The sequence below is a fragment of the Arthrobacter sp. A5 genome, from assembly GCF_051131705.1.
Taxonomy (GTDB): Bacteria; Actinomycetota; Actinomycetes; order Actinomycetales; family Micrococcaceae; genus Arthrobacter_M.
On record NZ_CP180316.1, the window covers coordinates 1,611,026 to 1,631,219 of the forward strand.

General features: G+C 63.2%; 15 protein-coding genes and 1 pseudogene. 11 read left to right on the forward strand and 5 right to left on the reverse strand.

All coding sequences use genetic code 11. The features are described from left to right. Positions 1-63: 63 nt before the first annotated feature. From ACLLJI_RS07350 to ACLLJI_RS07360, 3 genes and pseudogenes are all read right to left on the reverse strand, one after another. On the reverse strand, positions 64-2,565 hold the full coding sequence (locus ACLLJI_RS07350; RefSeq protein ID WP_434613171.1) for a tyrosine-type recombinase/integrase: 2,502 nt from the start codon (positions 2,563-2,565) through the stop codon (positions 64-66). Further along, a complete protein-coding gene (locus ACLLJI_RS07355) occupies positions 2,562-3,824 on the reverse strand; it encodes a tyrosine-type recombinase/integrase (RefSeq protein WP_434613174.1) in 1,263 nt (420 codons plus the stop codon). Before ACLLJI_RS07355 ends, ACLLJI_RS07350 begins: the two co-directional genes overlap by 4 nt. A gap of 76 nt (positions 3,825-3,900) precedes the next feature. Further along, positions 3,901-4,233, reverse strand: a pseudogene (locus ACLLJI_RS07360) (IS110 family transposase); the annotation flags it as partial. A 774-nt stretch (positions 4,234-5,007) separates the two neighbouring features. Here ACLLJI_RS07360 and ACLLJI_RS07365 point away from each other — a divergent pair. From ACLLJI_RS07365 to ACLLJI_RS07375, 3 genes are read left to right on the forward strand one after another with little or no spacing between them, the layout of a single operon-like run. After that, positions 5,008-5,181: a hypothetical protein gene (locus ACLLJI_RS07365; RefSeq protein ID WP_434619689.1), complete on the forward strand. Its 174-nt coding sequence runs from the start codon at positions 5,008-5,010 to the stop codon at positions 5,179-5,181. Between the two features lie 35 nt (positions 5,182-5,216). Continuing rightward, a complete protein-coding gene (locus ACLLJI_RS07370; protein WP_434619692.1) occupies positions 5,217-6,146 on the forward strand; it encodes a hypothetical protein in 930 nt (309 codons plus the stop codon). Next, entirely contained in the window at positions 6,143-6,799 is a 657-nt protein-coding gene (locus ACLLJI_RS07375) for a hypothetical protein (RefSeq protein WP_434619695.1), read from the forward strand. Before ACLLJI_RS07370 ends, ACLLJI_RS07375 begins: the two co-directional genes overlap by 4 nt. A gap of 513 nt (positions 6,800-7,312) precedes the next feature. Here ACLLJI_RS07375 and ACLLJI_RS07380 read toward each other — a convergent pair. Both ACLLJI_RS07380 and ACLLJI_RS07385 read right to left on the reverse strand, forming a co-directional pair. Then, positions 7,313-9,571, reverse strand: a complete 2,259-nt coding sequence (locus ACLLJI_RS07380) for a putative transposase (RefSeq protein WP_434619698.1) — start codon at positions 9,569-9,571, stop codon at positions 7,313-7,315. Between the two features lie 126 nt (positions 9,572-9,697). After that, positions 9,698-10,186 carry a dihydrofolate reductase family protein gene (locus tag ACLLJI_RS07385; RefSeq protein WP_434619701.1) on the reverse strand — a complete coding sequence of 163 codons (489 nt, stop codon included), beginning with the start codon at positions 10,184-10,186 and terminating at the stop codon, positions 9,698-9,700. A 388-nt stretch (positions 10,187-10,574) separates the two neighbouring features. Here ACLLJI_RS07385 and ACLLJI_RS07390 point away from each other — a divergent pair, with 388 nt between their 5' ends. From ACLLJI_RS07390 to ACLLJI_RS07425, 8 genes are all read left to right on the forward strand, one after another. Continuing rightward, positions 10,575-10,865, forward strand: coding sequence for a hypothetical protein (locus ACLLJI_RS07390; protein ID WP_434619704.1), 291 nt, complete (start codon positions 10,575-10,577; stop codon positions 10,863-10,865). A 10-nt stretch (positions 10,866-10,875) separates the two neighbouring features. Then, the gene (locus ACLLJI_RS07395; protein WP_434619707.1) at positions 10,876-12,345 is read left to right on the forward strand and encodes a type IV secretion system protein; all 1,470 of its coding nucleotides are present in this window, start codon (positions 10,876-10,878) and stop codon (positions 12,343-12,345) included. After that, complete coding sequence (locus ACLLJI_RS07400) at positions 12,338-13,807, forward strand: SCO6880 family protein (protein ID WP_434619710.1); 1,470 nt, start codon at positions 12,338-12,340, stop codon at positions 13,805-13,807. Before ACLLJI_RS07395 ends, ACLLJI_RS07400 begins: the two co-directional genes overlap by 8 nt. Continuing rightward, complete coding sequence (locus tag ACLLJI_RS07405) at positions 13,804-15,261, forward strand: ATP-binding protein (RefSeq protein WP_434619713.1); 1,458 nt, start codon at positions 13,804-13,806, stop codon at positions 15,259-15,261. Before ACLLJI_RS07400 ends, ACLLJI_RS07405 begins: the two co-directional genes overlap by 4 nt. Next, positions 15,261-17,072 (forward strand): type IV secretory system conjugative DNA transfer family protein, encoded by a 1,812-nt coding sequence (locus ACLLJI_RS07410; protein WP_434619716.1) that lies wholly within the window; start codon positions 15,261-15,263, stop codon positions 17,070-17,072. The genes ACLLJI_RS07405 and ACLLJI_RS07410 overlap by 1 nt, the downstream gene beginning before the upstream one ends. Positions 17,073-17,081: 9 nt before the next feature. Continuing rightward, entirely contained in the window at positions 17,082-17,567 is a 486-nt protein-coding gene (locus ACLLJI_RS07415; RefSeq protein ID WP_434619719.1) for a hypothetical protein, read from the forward strand. A gap of 136 nt (positions 17,568-17,703) precedes the next feature. Further along, on the forward strand, positions 17,704-18,843 hold the full coding sequence (locus tag ACLLJI_RS07420; protein ID WP_434619722.1) for an ArdC family protein: 1,140 nt from the start codon (positions 17,704-17,706) through the stop codon (positions 18,841-18,843). 187 nt (positions 18,844-19,030) lie between these two features. Continuing rightward, complete coding sequence (locus ACLLJI_RS07425) at positions 19,031-20,065, forward strand: IS30 family transposase (protein ID WP_434619725.1); 1,035 nt, start codon at positions 19,031-19,033, stop codon at positions 20,063-20,065. The last annotated feature ends 129 nt before the right edge of the window (positions 20,066-20,194 follow it).

A 20,194-nucleotide genomic window follows, 5' to 3' on the forward strand; every position in this document is an offset into this window, starting at 1 on the left:
GTGGTCGTTAAGGCGCGCAGGTCACGCCCACGGATATGTCACAAGAGCCGGAAATCGTCCATATTACGGGCCGATTCGGGGGTCGGGTGGGTTGATGTTGGTGCGGCCGGCGGCTTGGGTGAAGGTGGGCATGCCGAGTTGGGTCGTGGTTCGGCGTTCGGTGATCTGGTCCATTTCGGCAAGTTTGGCCCGCGCCCCTGCGAGACTGACTTTGAGGCCTTCGGCTTCTCCGAGCCAGCGGTGGGACTCGGCTTCAGCGATGCGGTCGATGAGGTTGTCGCGGATCTGTGCGAGGCGGGGTCTGGCTGTGGGATCGGGCCGCAGCAGCGGGCAGCGCAGGCAGCTGTGCTCGTGGATGCAGGGCGTGTCGTAGGAGCGGCCGCAGTCGCCGACGGAAACCTTGCGGTGTTCGAAGTGGCCGATGAACTCGGCCCATTCCGCGTCGGTGGGGGTTCGGTATTCCTGGCTGGGGCGTAGCGCGCGGCGGCGGGCGATGAATTCACGGTGGCCGTTGATGACTTCTTCGGGGTAGACAGCCTTGTATCCCATGGTGGTGTTGATGTCGCGGTGTCCGGCGACGAGTTGGGCTATGTGCGGTGGCATGCCGTGCATGATCGCGTCGGTGATGAAGATCCGGCGGAAGTCGTGGAAGGTGTAGCGCATCGGGGTGCCGCCGCCGTCCTTGATGCCGAGTTCTTCCAGGGCGTGGTCGAGGTATTGGCGCAGGGCGCCTTCGGATACTGCCCGGTGGTCCAGTCGCCGCCGCCATTGAAACAACAGGGGCAGGGGCGGGTTGTAGACGCGTTCGTTTTTGTCGTAGGACACTACCGGCGGGACGTGGGGTTGCCCGGCGCGGATTCGGGAGACGATCTGGGAGAGCACGTCGGCGAGTTCTGGTGAGATGACCAGTATGCGTTCGGCGTCGGTTTTGGAAGGGGCGATCTGTAGCAGGGGAACCAGTTCCCCTGTGTCGGGGAGCCGGTATTGGATCAGGCTGTGGTGTGAGAGTTCGCCGAGTTCTTCGATGCGAATGCCCGTGTGGCGCAGCACCTCGACCATGGCCCAGGTCCAGAAACCGCGATGCTCTCCGAACGTCAGATCGCGGCGTGGTCCGCCGTCCGGGTCCTCGGCCCAGACCCGGCTGGTGGTTTCGGTTTTCATGGCCGTTCTGCGCAGTGTTTGGCCGGCAGCGGTAAAAAGTTCACCCGCGACGGTGCGTGTCCCGGCTGCCAGCAGGTCGCTGGTGAGTGCCCGTTCGGTCTGCACCCATGAGATCAGTGCCGGGAGCACCGGCAGCCGTTCGCGGGTGCGTTGGTCCGTGCGTGATTTGCGGGCCAACCGGTCTTTTTTGTGGGAGACATCCGTGGCGCTGACCGGGCAACGCACTGCCCACTCACCCCACCGTGCGGGGTCGTCATCGGCCCATTCGGCCAGGTCCAGGTAGAAGGCGCGCACGGCAGAAAAAACGCTGCGTCCATCCAGCCGTGCCGACGTCCTTTGGATCTGCTCCCCGTTGGCCGAGGTGCTGGTGCGGGCACGGGTCATGACCCGCTTTTTCCAAGACGCGGCGACCTCGCGGGAGAACTTCAGTGAATCGATCCCTGGCTGGTGGGCTTCGAGGTCGGCCCAGAACAATTTGCCCAACAGGTAGGCGGTGCGTTGCAATGACGAGAAGTCCATCGCCAGCTGGCGTTCCCGCAGGTAGTCCACGAGCACGTCCCGGACCGGCAGGCACTTGATCTTGTACCGGTCGATCAGCTGCTCGCAGGTGGATTGGCCGTTGCCGGAGAACATTTCAAGGGCGGCGGGGGCATCCTCGCCCAAGACACCGTGCTGGCGCAGCAGTTGATAGAACAGCGGGCTGCGGGCGTTGGTCTGGGTCCCGGTGCCGATACTGGTGACGGTCGCGAGCAGCTCAACGCAGTCTCCAACCCGCACCGCCGAGACCGGTCCTCCCTTGACGGCCATGATGACCGCGATCCGTGTCAGGGCCTGTTGCCTGGTTTGCGACTCCAGGTGCGCTTCGGTGCAGGCCCGGTTCAGGGCGGCGAACGCCGTGCTGTCGCGGGTGCGCGCCATCTCGGGGGCCAATGCCCGTCGCGCCGGGGCGAAACGCAACAGCCAGTTCAGGCCCGGACGGATCACATCGGCGCAGATCAGCACCATCAGGCCGATGCTCAGGTGGGGTGCGGGCTCCCCAGGGGCGTTCCGCGACCGGCCGACGGACTCGCCAACGAACAAGTCCCGCCAGTCGCCGGCAGCCTCCGCGCCGCTGGCCTGCCACCGTTGTTGCCAGTTCCCGCCGGGGAAACCGGCCAGCCAGCCCAGCACCGCCAACACTCCCGTGCGGCGGATCCGCTGGCTGTTCGGATTCTCCAAGCTGAACGGTGCCGCAAGCACGCGGGCCAGCACCGCGGAACTATCATCACAGGTCGAAGGCCACGAAGGATCAACCCCGCGCGCGGGGAACGCGGCCATCAGCTGCGCCCCGGTTTGCGCAACTGTGCGGCCCGCCGCCGCATCACTGGCCACCGGCGGAGCATGCAGTTGTCCGCTGCCCGTCATGGCTGGTTCCCTCCGAAGAGGATCTGCAGGCTTTCGGGCCGGTAACCGGGTGCAGGTGCAGGCACGGGGTCACGCAGGAGCTGCCGGGCATGAAAGGCAAGCACTCCGGCAATCACGTCCTCAGTCACGGGGTTCAAATAGCGCTGCGTGGTCGATAAAAATGCATGACCCAGGACCCATTGCACGTCGGTCAACGGCATCTTCGGATCCTGGGCCATCCGGTAGGCGGCCGTGTGGCGAAGGTCGTGCAGCGACCACGCCGTGCCCAGCGATGTATTCGCCCGATCGAACATCGCCCGTGCCGCATCATAGGTCAAGGCCCGGAACGGACGGCGCAACGTCCACCACAACGGTTCATCCCTGCCCGGCGGAACCAAGCCCGACACTTGTGCCTGATAGAGACGCAACCAGACGAACGCGTCCGGCGCGGCAGGCAATGGCTGCAACGCGCCGGTTCCCTTGCGCACCACGGTGACCAATTGCTGCCCGGGATCAACATCAGCCACCGTGGCCCCCAACAGCTCCGAAGCCCGGGCACCGGTCGAGACCCAGAACGCGACCAACGCCCGGTCCCGATGCGACCCCAGCTGGGCGAACAACCGATCGAACTGGTCATCCGGGATCGCCCGTGGAACCCGGGTCACGACCTTGGGCCGGTAGCGGCCGCGGCGCTGCCCGGCAGACGCATCCATCGGGTTGTGATGCGCCCCCGCCCGGCTGCCTCCACGGGCACGGGCCAGAGGAAACGGGTTGAGCATCGGCCCGGTGCCCGCTTCCAGGTGAAAGTCGTAGAAGCCACGCAACACACTCTCGCAATGCGCCACCGTTACCGCAGCATACCTGTCGCCGTCCGGGGCCTTGCCCGGCCCTGGATTCCCCCTATCCGACCCGGGCGTCGCGTCTGAACCCGGCCCTCCACCCTCGGGGTAACGCCAATGACGCCGAACCGGCTTGAGCGCCACCTGCAACCAACGGCAGAAATCACGCGCTTCGACCTGGGTTGCCTGATCCCACGCCATCCCAAGGGCCGCCAGGAATCGAAACCAGCGCAACAAGTCCATGCCATAGGACCGCAGTGTCGTCGCCGGCCGCCCGCAGGCCACCAGCTCGCAGAAGAACGCCGCCGCCGGTCCTATCGTCGCTCCGGCGCCATCAACCAGCCGATACGGTTCGAAGGGATTGCCGGTGGCCTTCAACGCACCCGAGGGCGGCACCACCAGCTCGGACAGTACCCGCGGCATGTTCTCTTCGTTGACCATGAGAACAGAACCTAGCCGATACCAGCCGGCGCCGCCTACGGTTCTCCGGCGTGGGCCCGGTTAGTTCGGTTAACACGTCGGTTTTAGCCTCGCCGGGGTGCAGGTCAGCGATGCGGCGCATCGCCAACCCGGGCAGGTAACCGACCAGGATTCCGGCGGCCCGGGCCGTCGCTACGGGCAGCGCACCAATGGTGGCGGGCTGGTCCACGACCAGCAGTAGCGTGCCGTTTTTGGCCAGTGTGTCGATGATCGCCCGCAGCTTCGCTTCGTCCTGAGGCAAAGCCTTATCGAGCAGTTTCTTCCCGGATTTATCCAGCGCCACCGCGTGGTGATTGCTCTTGCCGACATCGACTCCGATGAAGACATCGATACTCTCGTAATCCTTAATCAATCTCAAAACCTCCTGCATCCGAGACCTGTAAAATAGTGCTGGTCTATCGTGCGGTGACAAGAATCGGCATCTTTCGTTACGGCTGACCTGCCACGATAAAAACTGCGGCTTGTCCGGTCCCTATTAGCGATCCCCTGACACCTATGGGATCCCGGTGACATCACCCCCCCGGATCATTGAAGACTGGGGGCATAAATCATGCCGGGAACCAACAGGCCAGCAACCCCGATTCTTACTCATTTAAGGGCTACAAGAAAGGTAACGGGGCAGGGTTGCTGCTGGCGGTAGCCAGCGGCAGATGTCATGCTTGGGAGTCCGGTGATCGAGGGGAAAGTGACATGCGTTTCAGCAATCCGTGGGCAAAAAACCCGTGGCCACACGGCATGGCAATTACCGTCGAAAGCCGCCCCCTGGCGCTGAATTTACTGTTGTTCATCCGCCACGCCTGGGTGATTGCAGCCGATGCCGACATTCCCGAACTCCTGCCAGCGCCAGCTTCGGGAACATCCCAGGCTCCGGCCTCGGCCAGTCTCGCCGAGTGGGAGCGTCGTTGGCGAACGGCCTGGGAGCGGGCCTGGGCTTGGTATCAGATCGCTGATCCCTCCCAGCCGCAATACCCAACACAGGAAAGAATGCGCCAGATGCAGGAGACCATGCGGCAAGTCATGCGGCCTGACCAACCCCTCCACCCGCCAGTTCCGCCCCTGTGGACCGCGGAATACGATTGGGCCGGCATTGACCAAGACGCATTCAACGCATGGGACCAAAGCCTGGCCCCGAAAATTCTTGCGGATGCGGAACAGACTCATCCCTGCCTGGGAATCCGGGCTGGACACCATCATTGTGATCCCTTACGACGGGTACTTCGCCCAGCGTGTCACCCGTCGACGCCTCGCTGTGTCGCGCTCCACCAGAATCGATCCTGACAGCTACAGCCGGGCGTTGCAGCTCGATTGGGATGGCTGAGCGGCGCCAGCCGTGCAGAAGACTCCCGCGCAAGGGTGCGGCATGATCCGCTGGGGACCCTAGCAAGCGCAAGCGACCGCAGGACGTTCCAACGCGACACCAAGACCATCGACGACGGCAACTACGGCGGCAGCGATAGCTGGCAACTCGCCAACACCCGCACCACGGTCAGGTTGCTGCCCGGTCAGCGCATCGTGGCAGAAAAGGTGAACGAAGTGGTGATTAACGAGTCGCCACGACAGCGAGGCACAATGGGCAACATGAGAATCTTGGGGGAAATCACCTGCCAACTGTCCGACAACGGCGTCAAGTCCGGAATCCTATACTGCAACGAGCCTGAGGCCTACAGGCTAGCAGAATGGACGGCTGCAGGTTCGACCCTGACAGCGATCGCAACCATTGCACTCGTTGTGGCTGCTATCTGGGCTGGCCGAACCGCGCTAAATACACTGAAACAGCAGCAGAAAGACAGCTACGCCGCGTGGCGGCCATACCTAACCGTCCAGGTCCTCCCCAGTCTTGCAGGCGCCCCTAACTTTGACCTCGTCATCGAGAATGTCGGGGGCAGTCCCGCGCTAGGAATCGAGATTTCTAGCACCGACTTTCCCAACAAAATGGATAAAGTCTCAGAGAGCATTCGCGATCTCTTCAAAGTCGTGACTTTCCTAGGGCGGGGTGCCCGAACACGAAACTACTGGAGACTCGAAGTAGCGAAGGGATCAACGTGGAGTGATAACACAACGGATCCCGTCGGGATGCCCCAATCCGCTTCCTTGACCGTTCGCTATCACGACCTCGAAGGCAAGAAATTCGAGGATGAATTTGTTGTCGACACGAATATATACAAGTTAGCTCCCTTACCCGCCGACGGTCCTAACCCCATAGATTCACTGTCGGACGCCGAGAAGGACCTCCACCAAATGCTTGCCGTAATCGCTGTTGCGATAGGGGAGCACCGACGATGAATGCTACAGAAATATGGACAATGATAACTGCGATAGCCACCGTCGCTCTCGCCCTCTTCGCGGTACTGGCGTGGCATGCCTCGAGAAGAACTCTCGTACTAATGCGCAGTCAAGAAACCGTCACTAAAGAATCCGCACAAGCCCAAGTTGATGACCAAATATGGGGCCGACAAGTTGAGGCACTTTCAACTTACGCAGCAGTCCTTCGCCAATTGGCCCGCATGCCAGCACCGCTAATCGTTGATGGGGGATCAAGATTTCTCCCTCCGAACTACGAGCTAATTCAAGGACTGTCGAGCGTCGCAGACGTTGATCAAGCCATCACCACAGTGGCTACTGCCGGGCTGATCTGGCACCTTCAGCATGCGCGGTCGCCCTGTTCACCGACCGCACTGCAAATGTTCGAAAACGAAGTTATCCATGCCGCCAACGCATGTACTTATGGGGAAGCCCGCTGGGGGTTCGTACAGCTGGCTTCCATGTCACTTCTACAACGCGCCTCAGATTGGCAGCGGGAGCCTGCATCAAGACACAGCATTAATGTAAATGTCGAAAAATTGGTCGCCAACCTCGAAGCTGACCGACTCAACAAATACCAAAAAGCCAATTCGGAAGGCCAGGAGACAAATAATTTAGAGTGGCCCCCAAAATGAATCCTATGAGCTACGGCGCCGGGCATATCGAACCGCTGCGCCAGCTGAACATAGCAACAGCAACGCCTGGATGAACCCCAGCCCGGCAGTCAACCATCGACTCACAACAACGCCCCGTATCGAAAAGCAATAATGTTGAAAAACGATATCCTGCGACGAGGGTCCCGACCAGTGGTCCAGGGACTTCCGCTCCGAGAACAATCACTACATCAGGCTTCCCTCCCAATGGCGCCCAGCACTACCTCCGAAGCTGAAACCATGAAAAGCGTCCCGTATGCCGTTCCCTAGTGGAACACGACGATCAGTGTCACCGCCAAGGTGCTGAGCGGGGTTCGGTGGCCCGTGTGCCGACCGTCTTGCGGTCGCGACGGCTCCGCGTGTTTTGGCCGAGCAGACTGCCCGGGTGGAGCTAACGCGCCACGCGGTAGCGGTGGCACACGACTCCCGAGCTAAAGGTGCGGGTCTCGACGAGTTCAAGGTTCACTCGGTCCTCAGGGCTCCTGACCTAGCGCTTTAATTGGTGAGCGGCGTTTCGCGGTTTTTGGTTTCGTAGCGCAGGATTCGGTCGGTGCCGGGATAGCGGGTTTCCGTGGCAGTGAGATGGTCGCAGAGTTCGCCGATCGCGGCGGTGGCGCGGCGGGTGGGGAGTGGGTCGAGGCGGATGGTGAGGTAGCCGTCCTGGCTGGGGTCGATGTCTCCGCTGGAGGTGAGGGCCTGCCGGATCAGGGCGTGGGCTTCGTTGTCGGCGCGGGCGTACCCGGTGTTGGTGCGGATTTCCCGGGCCAGGGTGGTGGCGGTGTTGAACGCGGCCATCCGGATGGCGTGGCTGAGTAGTTTCGTCTCGGTCTCCAGGACCTGCTGGCCCGGGGCTATCTCACCGAGCGGGACTCTGGCGGGGACCTCCTTATGGGCTTCCTGCGCCTGATCCAGGGCGGTTTCGGCGGCGAACAGGTCCGCGGTGATCGCGTTGTGGAGGGCATTGGTGATCAGGACCGTGGACGTTCCCGGTGCCGGGGTCCGGGCTGCCAGTAACGCGGCGTCGGTGTCGGCGATGGTCTTTTCGTACCGGGTTTTAGCGGTCAGGACTTTTTGGTAGGCCCGGCGTTTGGCCGGGTTCGGCACCGACCGCTCCGGATCATCATCGGTACTGGCGTAGGCGTCGTGGGAATCCAGGGCAAAGCGCATCCTGGCGTAGCGGAAGTAGTTTTCCTGCCGCCACCTGGCCCCCATCCGGTAGATAACCTCCCCGGTAGCCATGCCGGTGGTGGTGAGGATGTGGATCTGCCGGGAGCCGCCGCCTGGGGTGTTGATCTGCCGGCTGATCTGGCGCATCGAAAAGACTTCCCCGGTGGTTCCAACGGGGAGCTCGACGTGGGTGTCCGCGGCATCCCAGGTCCGGGTTTGTCCGTGGTCGTCGGTGTGAGTGACTTCTGTGAAGAGGACGTCATTAATGTCGGCGGTGGTGCCCTTGCGCCAGGTCAACACATCAAAGTTGTTCTCTGCCATGTGCTGGAAGAGGGCCGGGGACCAGCCTCCCCGGTCGAAACCGACCAGCACCCTGCGTTCGTCGCCGATGATGGTGCGCAGGGTCGGCAGCAGCCGGCGCAGTTCCCCGGTCAGTGCGGCACCGGGTTCGGCCATGACCACCAGCACCGGTGCCCCGTTCGCGTTGGCGACCCATGTTTCCTCGGTCGCCGGGACCGGGAACTTCAACCGGGTGGAGTGGACCTTCCCGATCTTCCTGGTCCCCTGGTAGGCACGGACATGCCCGTCAACGTAGAGCACCGCCGCCAGGCCCGGCTCCCCGTCCTGCTCACGGCCGGCGTGGAGGTGTTTGGCTGCCATCGCGCTCAGCAGTTCCCCGGCCTTGCCGGTGCCGGCCAGGGCAGAAAGTTTGCGGCGCAGGGTTTTCACTTCCGGAGCCCGGTCCAGGCCCAGCACCCGGCCCATCGCTACCGGGTCGATCCGGGTGGCCCCTTCGGCCCGTGGTTCCCCGGCCAGGGCCTGGCATACGGCGCCGGTGAGGATGGTGTCCAGACCGTAAAACCCGTTCGGCAACGCCCCGAACACCTCCTTCGAACACTCCAGCAGCCCGGTGTTTTCCAGGGCGGGCAGGGCCAGGAACAGCCCTACCAAAGGCACCCGGGCCGCCGGGGCGAACACCGGGGCCGCGCACTCCAACAGCCTGGTCCGGGCCCAGGCCCGCTCCCCGGAACGGTCCGCCGGCGCCGGCAACACCGGCAGTTCCTTCGCCGGTTCCGCGGCGATGGCATCCGCGTCCGTGTCCTGCCGGACCGGGTGCGCAGTGGCCGGCCCGGCAGGTGCAGGGGTTTCCATCGCCAGTGCCCGGCGGACGGTGAATTCGGAGACTCCCACTTCCGCTCCGACGGCCCGCAGTGACAGGCCGGCGGAGCGCAGGGTACGGATCCGGGACTTCAGGGGATCCGTCAGCCGGCTGGGCCCCTTCGGACCCGGCTTTTCCGGGGCCAGGCCCAGCACCCCATCCGTCATCAGGGCCTGGCGCCAGCGCCACAACGTGCCCGGCTCCACCCCGAACACGGCAGCGATCTCTGCCACCGAAGCGGCTTTGATATCCGCCAGTTTCGCCGCCGCGAACCGCCGGGTCGCCGTATCCTCTCCATCCCAGGCGTAAGAGAGCTCCCCATGCACGAAAACCCGGCCACCATCGTTATCTTCAACCAGCGACACCGCCAGTCCAATCGGGACCGCACCAGCATCCATCGCGGCCGGAAGGGGCAGTTGAGCAGTCATCACGCCCATCATCCCACCCCTCCCGGAAACGCTAATTATCTTGTATAGATTCTATCGCAGTGAAGGGAAAATTAACAGGCAGACAAGCAACAAAACCCCGGAATCACACGGAAGCCCTACCGAGGGTCACGCCCTAGGTCCAGAGTCCTGGGTCCTCTCGCCGGGGAAAGAACGGAATGCCACCACCCAACAGCACCGGGTAGACCCTGACCCGTACTCGTCGACCAAACCCAACGCAGCCGCTTCGGAGGCGAGAGTCGCGCCGCCGATCGCGATGTTGCCCGCGGCCGATTCGGCTCGCAAGCGCTCGATTTCGTCCGCCCCGTCGCCGGAGGCTAGCCGGGCATTGCCCTGCACCGCCGACAACGTGGTGGAGAAAACCACCTTCGGGAGTGTCACCCAGGTCGCCGCGAAGTCATAGGTCGAGTAGTTCTGGTCGGCGGTCTCCCGGTACAGCATTGCCTCGTATAGCCGTCGTCCCAGCAGATGGACGGCTGCCTCGCGCACCTCGTCGGTGGCGAGGCGGAAGACATCCTCGTCGGGTTCCGCCCAGTCGAAGGCGCCGTCCGGCCCGACGACGTAGCCGTCCAGCGACACGGCCATCGAGTACGTCACACTGCGGATCAGAAGCCCTCCCTGCTAACGGTCCCATAGTACTGAGGAGCGACTCTGGCGGGTAGAGACAACGCAGGCTCCTCCTGCACCGTGCCCGCTGAGGGTTCACCATGCGGACACGAGATTAACGGTCGTCGGCTGCCCACTTCGTGCAGACGACTTTGGATATTCCGTGCAGTCGACTTCGAAAGACGACAGCCGAACATGATTCCCTAGAACTCGGGATCCTTGGGACTCCGCCGGAACAACCATGGCTTCGAGGCGGAAGCGGATGTTGATCGCATCGGATTCCACCTCGAGTCACTTCCTCATGTCGTTTAGCTCTCGACCAACCATGAACTCGTGAATCCTGCTCACAGACGTGGGAAGGCAATGATAGGAGTTCACGATGTTCTTCGCCGCGCCGGTGGATCCTGGAATCACACCGAACACAAGCTTTCCCTTCCTTGAGTCGCTGAAGGAGATCGGCGGCGGCATCCTGGTCGGTGCCTTCATCATCATCGCGATCGTGGCCATTCTGGGTGCCGCGATGCTTCTGGCCGGCAAGTTGAGTCAATCGTCGCGGTTGGCCTCGGGGGGCGGGATGATCCTGCTGTGGACAGGGCCTGTGGCGGCAATCCTCGGCGGCATCAACGGCTACATTTTATGGTCGCAAACCGCATTTCACCTCGGGTTCTAGGCAATCAAAAATGCTGCCGATGGTGGAGTGCCAGGCGGGCGGGTGGTGGCCGCCTGGCTGCGGCCTGCTCTCGCAGACTCAGGACGCTGCGACCCAAACCATCACGGACATGTTCGCCGGCGTTTTGGCGAGCATGGCCTCGTGGATGTGGTCGTTCATCTCAGGTGCGTTTGGCGTTTCGGACATCGGATCTTCGGACTGGACCATCGTCAGTGGCCTGATGAATTGGTGGATCGTCGTCATGATGACGCCGCTGGTTGTCGCGATGATCCTTCAGGTCCTCGGCGGCCTGGTGAGCCAACAGCCGCGACGGATCGGGCGCGCCTTGATCGCCGGAGCTATCGCCGTCCCGGTGGTGATCGGGGCGGTCAGCCTGATGCGGCAGCTCACCGATTTCACCGACTCTGCGTCGACCGCTGTGCTGGCCACCTTGGGCTCGGACCCTTTCGTCGTTTTCATGCGGCTCTTCGGATTTGAACGGGCTCCTGCCGGTTCGGCGCAACAGTGGAACCTGATCTCGCTGTCCACTCCGGGCACCAATGACGGTCCCGTCGGGTCAGTCATTACCACCGTGGTTGCCGTTGCGATCGTTTGGATACTTTCGTTCGTCCTGATGTGCTCGATGATCTTCCGGTCATTCGCACTCCTGGTGCTGGCGGCCACGGCGCCCGTTGCGATCATGCTGATGCCGTGGGAACGCACCAAGTCGTGGACGCGTCGCTGGTGCGAGACCGTCGTTGCCCTTCTGATTGCGAAGCCGTTGGCTGCCACCGTCCTGGCGGTTGCCGTCAAGCTCTTCGCCAACTCCACCTCGTTCGCCGGGTTGGCATCGGGTGCGGTGGGCATGTTGCTCGCCTGCGCCGCGCCGTTGATGGCGCTGCGTCTGGTGAGCTTTGCCGGCGGTGAGCTGGCCGCGGCCGCCCAAGTGGCTGGCGGCGGCCACATCCTGACGCGGAGCAGTGGAATCGCGGCGAGGCAGGTCGGCCGGCAGTTGGGCGGCAAGTTGACCTTGGCGAACCTTGGTTCGCGGAAGCCGGCTCTAGTCCAGTCGAGCCCGCAACCAAAGTTAGCGGCCCCCATCGTTGATCGCCCGCGAAATCCTCAGCAGAACTTGAAGCACGACGGCGGCCAGCTGGCTTCCAGTGACCCGCACCCGCCGCAGGGGTCGGGGAACAAGACGTACGGACAGCCGTACAACAAGCGCTCGGGGAGAGCTCATAGGGACCACGGCGCACCTTCAACGAGCGCACCTGCAACAAGTGCGCGAAGCAACACCACGGGATCGGATATCTCCTCACCGCCGGATTCGTCAATGCCGCAACCATCGGGGCATCAAATCAGTGGCGGCACGACGAACGGTCGGCAAACTCGGCCACAGGGGCAGCAACCGGCCCCCGCACCCCGGCATGCCCCAGCCCCGCCGACGCCGTCCTTGCCGCGTCCGACCACCATTGATCCGGAAAGGGACAAAGATGTCTAACAATACGCGCTCGCTGCAGTCGGTGAAGTTTCCCCGCTATGAGCGGCACGGCCTATTCATGGGCTTGCAGTGGTACCAGTTGATGCTGATTGGCGCTGGGGTGTTGGTAGCCAGCGTGGCCTCAGCAACAGGAGGACCGCCGACCCTGATCATTACGACACCCGTGTGGCTGGTACTGGTCCTGTTCGGCGGCGTGCAATACCAGAGGATTCCTTATCCTGTGTGGGCCTTCGCCGCAACGGTCTTCCTCTGGCGTCAACAGATCGGACAGACCAAGTTCCTGGCCAAACCCGAGCAACCCAGATCAGCGGGCCGGCTTGAGCTTCCGGGCGGCTTGGGGACGCTGGAGTTGCGGCAGACCGCTGAAGGTGCGGTTTTCGTCGTCGACCATCAGGGGCATGAAGCGGTGGCGATCCTGCGCTGCAGCACAACGTCGTTCGCGCTGCTGGACGATGATGACAAGGCCTACGCCGTGCAGGCATGGTCGCGGGTACAGACGGCGATGGCGCAACGCCCAGCCGTGGCCCGAATTACGGTGCAGGACTACACGGTCCCGTACCCGTCCACTGCCCTTCGTGAGTTCTACGATCGTGCGAAGGCGCCGGCGCGGATCGAGGAGGTGCGGTGGGGTGACAAGTCGTACCTGGACCTGATCGCTGCGGCCGGTTCCGCGATGAGCCATGAGTTGCTTGTCTGCCTGGTTATTGATACGTCGAAGGCGCGGCGGCGAATCCGGGACGCCGGCGGTAACTTCATCGGGCTGGAGCATGTGATTCGTTCGGAGGTCGAGGCGCTCAGCACCGGCTTGAAGACCCACGGCGTCACGGTGGAGGAGTGGCTGCCGGAGAACAAGGTGACAGCCGTGATGCGCGGGGCCTTTGATCCGCAGGCCGTGACCCGGCTGGCCGCAGCATTGCAGGGGAACCCATCCGAGACCATGAGGGTTAGTGCCGGGCCGATGGCAGTGGAGGAGCACTGGTCCTATCTGCGGACGGACTCGGGATTTCATCAGACGTTTTGGATCGCCGAATGGCCGCGGCAACAAGTGTTCCCGGGGTTCATGCACCCACTCGTGTACGTGGGTGACTTCCGGCACACGGTCACCGAGGTCGTCCGTGCCATCCCGACCGAGCAGGCGTTGAGGGACATCCGCTCCGCCCACGAGGCCCACGACACCCGGCGGCGCGTCAACGCACGCTTCGACAGGCCGCTGACCCGTGAGCAGCGCGCCGAGGAAGAGGAAGTCGCTCAGCGGGAGGAGGAAATTGTTGCCGGCCATGGCGACGTTCGCCCAGCTGCCTACGTCACTATCACTGCCGAGACGCTCGATGACCTGGCACGGTATCGGCAGGAACTGGAATCGGCGGCGGCCGGTGCGTTCGTCGAGCTGCGGTTACTGGCCGGGCAGCAGTGGCCCGCGTTCGTTGCGGGTGCGCTGCCGCTGGGGAGGGGATTGAAATGAGCAAGCACGCACAGCACGTCAGTTTCATTCCGTCGGGAGAGTCCCGCTTTGATCGGAAGGCACGACGTCGGCGTGAGAGCCCGCCGTCCGACTCACCGGGCGCGTCGCTGTTGGATCGGCTGATAAGAACCGATGCAGCCGGTTCAAGTTCACGCTCGAAGGGAGACTGGGGGAGCGGGGAAGCAGCGTCGCTGCGGGGCCCGCACCGGTTGCGGCCGGCGCCGCACCGGGCCTCGACCATGACGTTCGCGGCTGCTTATCCGTTCCTGACCGAATCAGGGTTGGGACATGAGGGGACGTATATCGGCACGGACGTGTTCGGCTCCGGCGCGTTCTCCTACGATCCGTGGATTCTTTACGACAAGGGCGTCATCAGCGGGCCCTCCATCGTGGTCATCGGCACCGTTGGGACCGGAAAGTCCATGTGCGGGAAATCGCTCGTTGCCCGATCGGTGACCTTGGGCCGGAAGGCGGCCGTGGCCTCGGATCCGAAAGGGGAGTGGGTGCCGGTCGCCGAAGCGCTGGGCGGGAAAGTCATCTCCGTGGGTCCGGGTAAGCCCGCCAGAGTGAACCCGCTCGATGCCGGGCCCAGGTCCAACTTGTTGTCCGATGACCAATGGCAGGCCGTGGTGCGGCAACGCCGCCGGCACCTGCTGGTGGCACTGGTGTCGTTGATGCGTCAGGGCCAAGCCATGAGCCCGGTGGAACACACCGCACTCGACATGGCCTTGACCGACGCGGTGGCCGCCAACAGCACACCCACGTTACCCATGGTGTTGGAGTACCTGCTCAACCCAACCCCGGCGACGGTGGCGCTGGTCGGACGCGACGGGGGAACCGGCGTCGGCCATTCCCTGCGGCGCACCGTTGCCGGTGATCTGGAGGGCATGTTTGACGCCCCATCCACAGTGGCGTTCGATGCGGACGCACCCATCATGGTCATGGACACCTCCGCCCTGATCGGGGCTTCCGAGCAGGCGCTCTCCCTGGCTGCGGCGTGCGGTGCGACATGGCTAGAAGCAGCAGTGACCAACCCCGACGGCGCCAAAAGGATCGTCGTCTACGACGAGGGCTGGCGAATGCTCGCAGACCCCTACATGCTGGCGAAAATGAGTGAACAATGGAGGCTGGCACGCACCTACGGAATCGCGAACCTGCTCATCATGCACAAAGTCGCAGACCTCAACGAGATCGGTGACGGCACCAGCGGATTGCGGCAGAAGGCGCTCGGTCTCCTCACCGAGGCCGACACCCGCATCATCTACCGGCAAAAACACGACGCGATGCGCCTGACCAAAGAAGCACTCGGACTGACCGAGGCCGAATGCGAGCACGTCGAGAACCTACCCAAAGGAATGGGTCTGTGGAAAGTCGGCAACAGGTCCTTCATCGTCGCCAACCGCATCACCACCGACGAGATGGCCGTCTTCGGCACGGACCAAGGGATGCTCTAATGCACCGCCGACTCGATGACGGCAACCCGCTGCTGAACGCCGCCTTAATCGCAGCAGCCATTTACCTGGGATTCTCGTTCATCGTTCAACTGGCCACCGCAACCGTCGTGCGGTGGGGATGCCAGTCCTCGGTTGCTTGGACCTTCAGCCCCACCGCCGGCATCGGACTATTCATCGGACGCATGAGCTGGATCATCGACACCCCCGCGGGATGCACCGTCGGAACCCGATCCGTGTGGTTCGTCATCGGTCCCGCGCTCGCAGTCCTGGCACTACTGGTGTTGGGTGGGTATTTCCTGTGGCGGAGCTGGCGTCAATCCGGGTCCTGGCTACGTCGGGACATCCTCAGTCGTGAGGGCGTTGCCCGGCGTGCGGAGATCGTCCGTGACTTCGGCGCCCGCTCCGTCGTCAAACACGGCCGGTTCACCCGCCCTGGACTCGAAAGACCACGGGTGGAAGAAGTCTCCTGGACAGTTGGCCGGTCCCGCGGCGTCACCGTGCACGTCTCCACGGAGGAATCCATGGTCATCCAGGGAGCGCCTAGATCGGGCAAGGGCTTGTATGTAATTATCAACGCCATTCTCGATGCACCGGGTGCTGTCGTAACGACGTCGACTAGGGCCGACAACTTGGTGGTGACGATGCGCGCCCGAGCCTCCGGCGGCAGGCCTGTCACCGTGTTCGATCCACAGGGCATGTCGGGATTGCCAACGACGCTACGATGGTCGCCCGTCCGGGGCTGCGAGGACCCCGACATGGCCACGCGGCGGGCCTTGGTGATCACCGCGGACACCGAATTCAAGGGCGAGAACGCTGCGTGGCAGAAACGATCAGTCATTGTGCTGCAATGCCTGCTCCATGCGGCAGCCCTCTCCGGCGACGGGGTGAGGGCGTTTCGGCGCTGGTCCTCCAGCCCGGTTCTGGCGAAAGAAGCGCTGGAAATTCTGGGGCGGCCGGAAGCGGCACTTGGCTGGCAGGCAGACTTGATGGGAATCATTGAAGATGACCCGCGCAACACCTCAAACTCGTGGATCGGGGTTACCGCCGCCGTCGCGCCTCTTTCATCTCCGAAAGTCTTGGCAGCACTTGACCCGCACGGTGAAGCCGAGCAATTCGATCCGAAAGCGTTTATCCGTCAACGCGGCACGCTTTACCTGATTGGCACAAAATCCGGGGCCGCCGCCGCAGGACCATACCTCTCGGCGCTGGTCGACGACATTGACTACGCAGCCCGCGAGATGGCTTTCGTTGCCCAAGGAGGACGGCTGGACCCACCGCTGTCGTTGATCCTGGACGAGATCGCGAACCTCTCACCCTGGCCGGGGCTTCCGGTTGCGCTCTCCGACGGCGGCGGCATCGGCATTTCCACAATGGTCGTGCTCCAATCCCTGTCCCAGGCACGCTCCGGCTGGTCCATCGATGAAGCGGCAACCATCTGGGACGCCGCCATCATCAAGATCATCTTTGGCGGCGGGTCGGATGAACGCGACCTGCGGGCCTTGGCCGGACTCATCGGTGAACGCAGCACCACCGTCAATACCCGATCATGGTCCGCTCAGGGGCGCCAAGACGGTGAACAGATCCGTGAAACCCCCGTTATCCCACTGCACGAGATCCGCAGGCTTCCAGTCGGCACGGCGATCATGCTGGGCAGGCGAACCCGTCCCATCCTGCTGGACCTGCGTGAGTGGCACAAACGCAAGGACGCCGCGCAACTCGGTGTGTCCAAGAACGAAACCGAACTCGAGCTTGCCGCCGGGCACCGGCAGCGCCAACAGGCCAGCAGGACTATCGCGCCGGCAGAGGAATAGGAAAACACCATGGATGAGGACGAGTCCTTCGAATACACCGTTGGTGGGGGAGCTGAAGACGAATTCGCCGCGATGCTGTTCGGATCGACCGAGGGCAAACGCTCCAACCGTGTCCCGATAACGTACCGCTGGCGCGACATGGACGCTCGCACGGCCGAGGCAGTGTGGAAACACCTTGGACTGTGGGTTCAGTGGCTCGTGGATACGTACCATCTGTCCACGTCTGTGGTGCCTGATTGCTGGTGGAGGCACAGCGATATGGTCGCCGAGCTATACGGGCTACAGCGAGCGGAGCAGGCCTCCTACACCGAGGACGACGGCGGCTTCGGGCCCGTCACGTTCCACGAACGACTGACATCCAGCATTGAGCGGATGCGTGAACACACCCGTACGGCAGGGTGCGTGGGTCTGCAGGCCCACCGGGAACCGTCGCGTCGAAACCTGCCGGCGGGCGGCCCCGGATCATCCGGCTGGGACCCTGAGTCAGGAGGCTAACCCGGGTTCATGCCGTTCCTGCTTCACAACACCATGAACAGGTAGCCGGGCGGAAAGCCCGGCACGTGGAGTTGTGGAGGTCGCGGCGATGGGCATCAACTCGTTGGGGTCCGGGGTTCCGGAGGCCTCTGGACCAGTGGACCGTCAACCGGCGCCGCCGCCGACCCATCCGGGGCCGGAAGAGCGGGTAGCTGCTTTGACGCAAGGCCTGGTGGACCTCCTGGACCAGGCCGTCAACGAACCATGGCGTTGGCAGAAACTCCTCGATAACTCGGCCACGCTATGGCGCTACTCCGGCGGCAACGCGGCCATGCTGATGGTTCAGATGGCGCAACGCGGCAAGGAACCGCCCACACTCGTCGCCGGCTACAGGGAATGGGAACGTCACGGCCGTTACGTGCTCAAGGGCGAACACGCGCTCTGGGTCATCGCACCACGGATGGCCCGAGCGGCGGCGGACGAAGACGTCGACCACCAGCACTCGCCCGGGCCAGCCGTTATGGAAGCAACCGTCGACCCGCACCGTGCACGTATCGTCGGCTGGCGAGGTCAGGCGGTTTTCGACGTCTCCCAAACCGAAGGGGAGCCGCTCATGGTTCCCCGCCAAGACACCGGACTCGCGCAGCCCATCGGAACGACGCACGAGGAATTGTGGGAGTCACTGGTAGCCGCCGCCGGCAACCGCGGGTTCTCAGTCGAGGTTTCCGACAGCCAACGGTCGTTGGCCAGCGGCTATACCAACTTTGGCGGCCATTTCATCAGCATCGGGACGTGGCTCGACCATGACGAACGCCTGGCAGTACTCACCCACGAACTCGGGCACGTCTTGCTCCACGGGCCTGACGATTCGCTCGGCCAGCTCTACGGTAGTAGCGTCGAGCACCGTGGACTGGCCGAAATCGAGGTCGAATCCGTTGCCTACACGGTGCTCAAGGCCCACGGTATTGACCACGGAGCCCAGTCGTCCAGCTACCTGGCGGGCTGGGCTGACGCTGTCCTCGTTGCCGAAGCGAATTCCATCCTGCAATCAGCAGCCGGCTGCAAGCTGCTATCCCGAACCGACATCGCCAAGTCAGTACTTGGAAGAGTGACATCGGCGTCCAAGTGCATCTTGGACGTTACGGCTCCCGCCGCATCTGGCGGCCGCCTTACTGCGATAAGCGTGGACACAAAGGTAATTTTGAATTCCCCGCCCCATATGGACGAACCTCAGGCTGCGTTCAGGCCGCAGACGGTCGGTCAGCTAGAAGGACCAGGATCCACGTTCCAATTGTAGGATCCGACTTCGGCCATATCGGCCCGGATGAGTCCCGTAAATGCACCGCGCCCCCTTGAAACACCACTTGTCGCCGCAGTACCAAGTGATTCTTTGAACGACGCCACGCTTGTGCCTGATTAAGTCACTAGCACTCGGCGGTGTCATACCCTCGAAGCAACACGTTGGTTGAATAGAGGAGCTGCTGGTGGGGCGTAGGCCGTTGTCGTTTTCGGATCGGGCGGACATCGCCGTGGGGATCCTGGCTGGGAGGACGGATCGGCAGATTGGGGCTGATCTTGGCCGGGATCATACGGTCATTTGGCGGGAGCGGCTGCGGAACTCGACGAGGACCCGTGGTTACCGTCCGGTGAGTGCTGACTGTGCTGCGGAGCGCCGGCGCAAGCGTCCACAGGAACGGAAAATTGAGACAGATCCGGTCCTGGCAGCACGGGTGAAGGTGGATCTGGCGAGGTCCAGGACGCCGCGGCAAATCGCCGGTCGTTTGCGTTTGGAAGCCACGGACGCCAGCGTTGAGATCATGACGAAATCACCTGACGCGCAGGGCCGGACCGTCTCGCACGAGGCCATCTACCGGTGGATCTATGCCCTGCCCAAGGGAGAGCTGGCGAAGTCGGGGATCCTGCTCCAATCCAAGCGCACACACCGCAAATCCCGCAAGCCGTTGGGCGAGCGGACGGGTGGGCGGATCATCGGCATGGTCAGCATCGATGCCCGGCCAGAAGAAGCCTCGGATCGCCGTGTTCCTGGATCGTGGGAGGGGGATTTGGTCGTCGGCCAGGGCGGTAGGAGCGCTGTCGCTACCCTGGTCGAGAGGCATAGGAGGTTCTTGATTATGCTGGGCTTGCCCGAGGGCAAGAAGGCCGCCGGCCTCGCCGATGTCCTCATTGATCGGGTCAACAACCTGCCGGCGCTGATGCGCGGTTCTCTGACCTGGGACCAAGGCACCGAGATGGCCCGCCATGCTCAACTGACCGTGGCAACGGACCTTCCCGTGTACTTCGCTCACCCGCACTCGCCGTGGGAGCGACCGTCCAATGAGAACACCAACGGACTGATCCGGGAGTACCTGCCCAAGGGCATCGAGCTCACCAGCCACCAACCCTATCTGGACGCCATCGCCGACGAGCTAAACGACCGTCCCCGCGCCGTACTGGGATTCCTCACACCACGAGAAGTCTTCACCAAACGACTCAACGACAATGTTGCTAAGACGGCTTGACACCGCCCTCCCTTGACGACGAGCTTGGATAAGAGGAGATTGAAATTATGAACGACCGAAGAGTCCCTGGAATTGACCGCCCTGATCAGGTTCCTTACCGATGCGTGGTGCCATCCTGCGACCAAACAC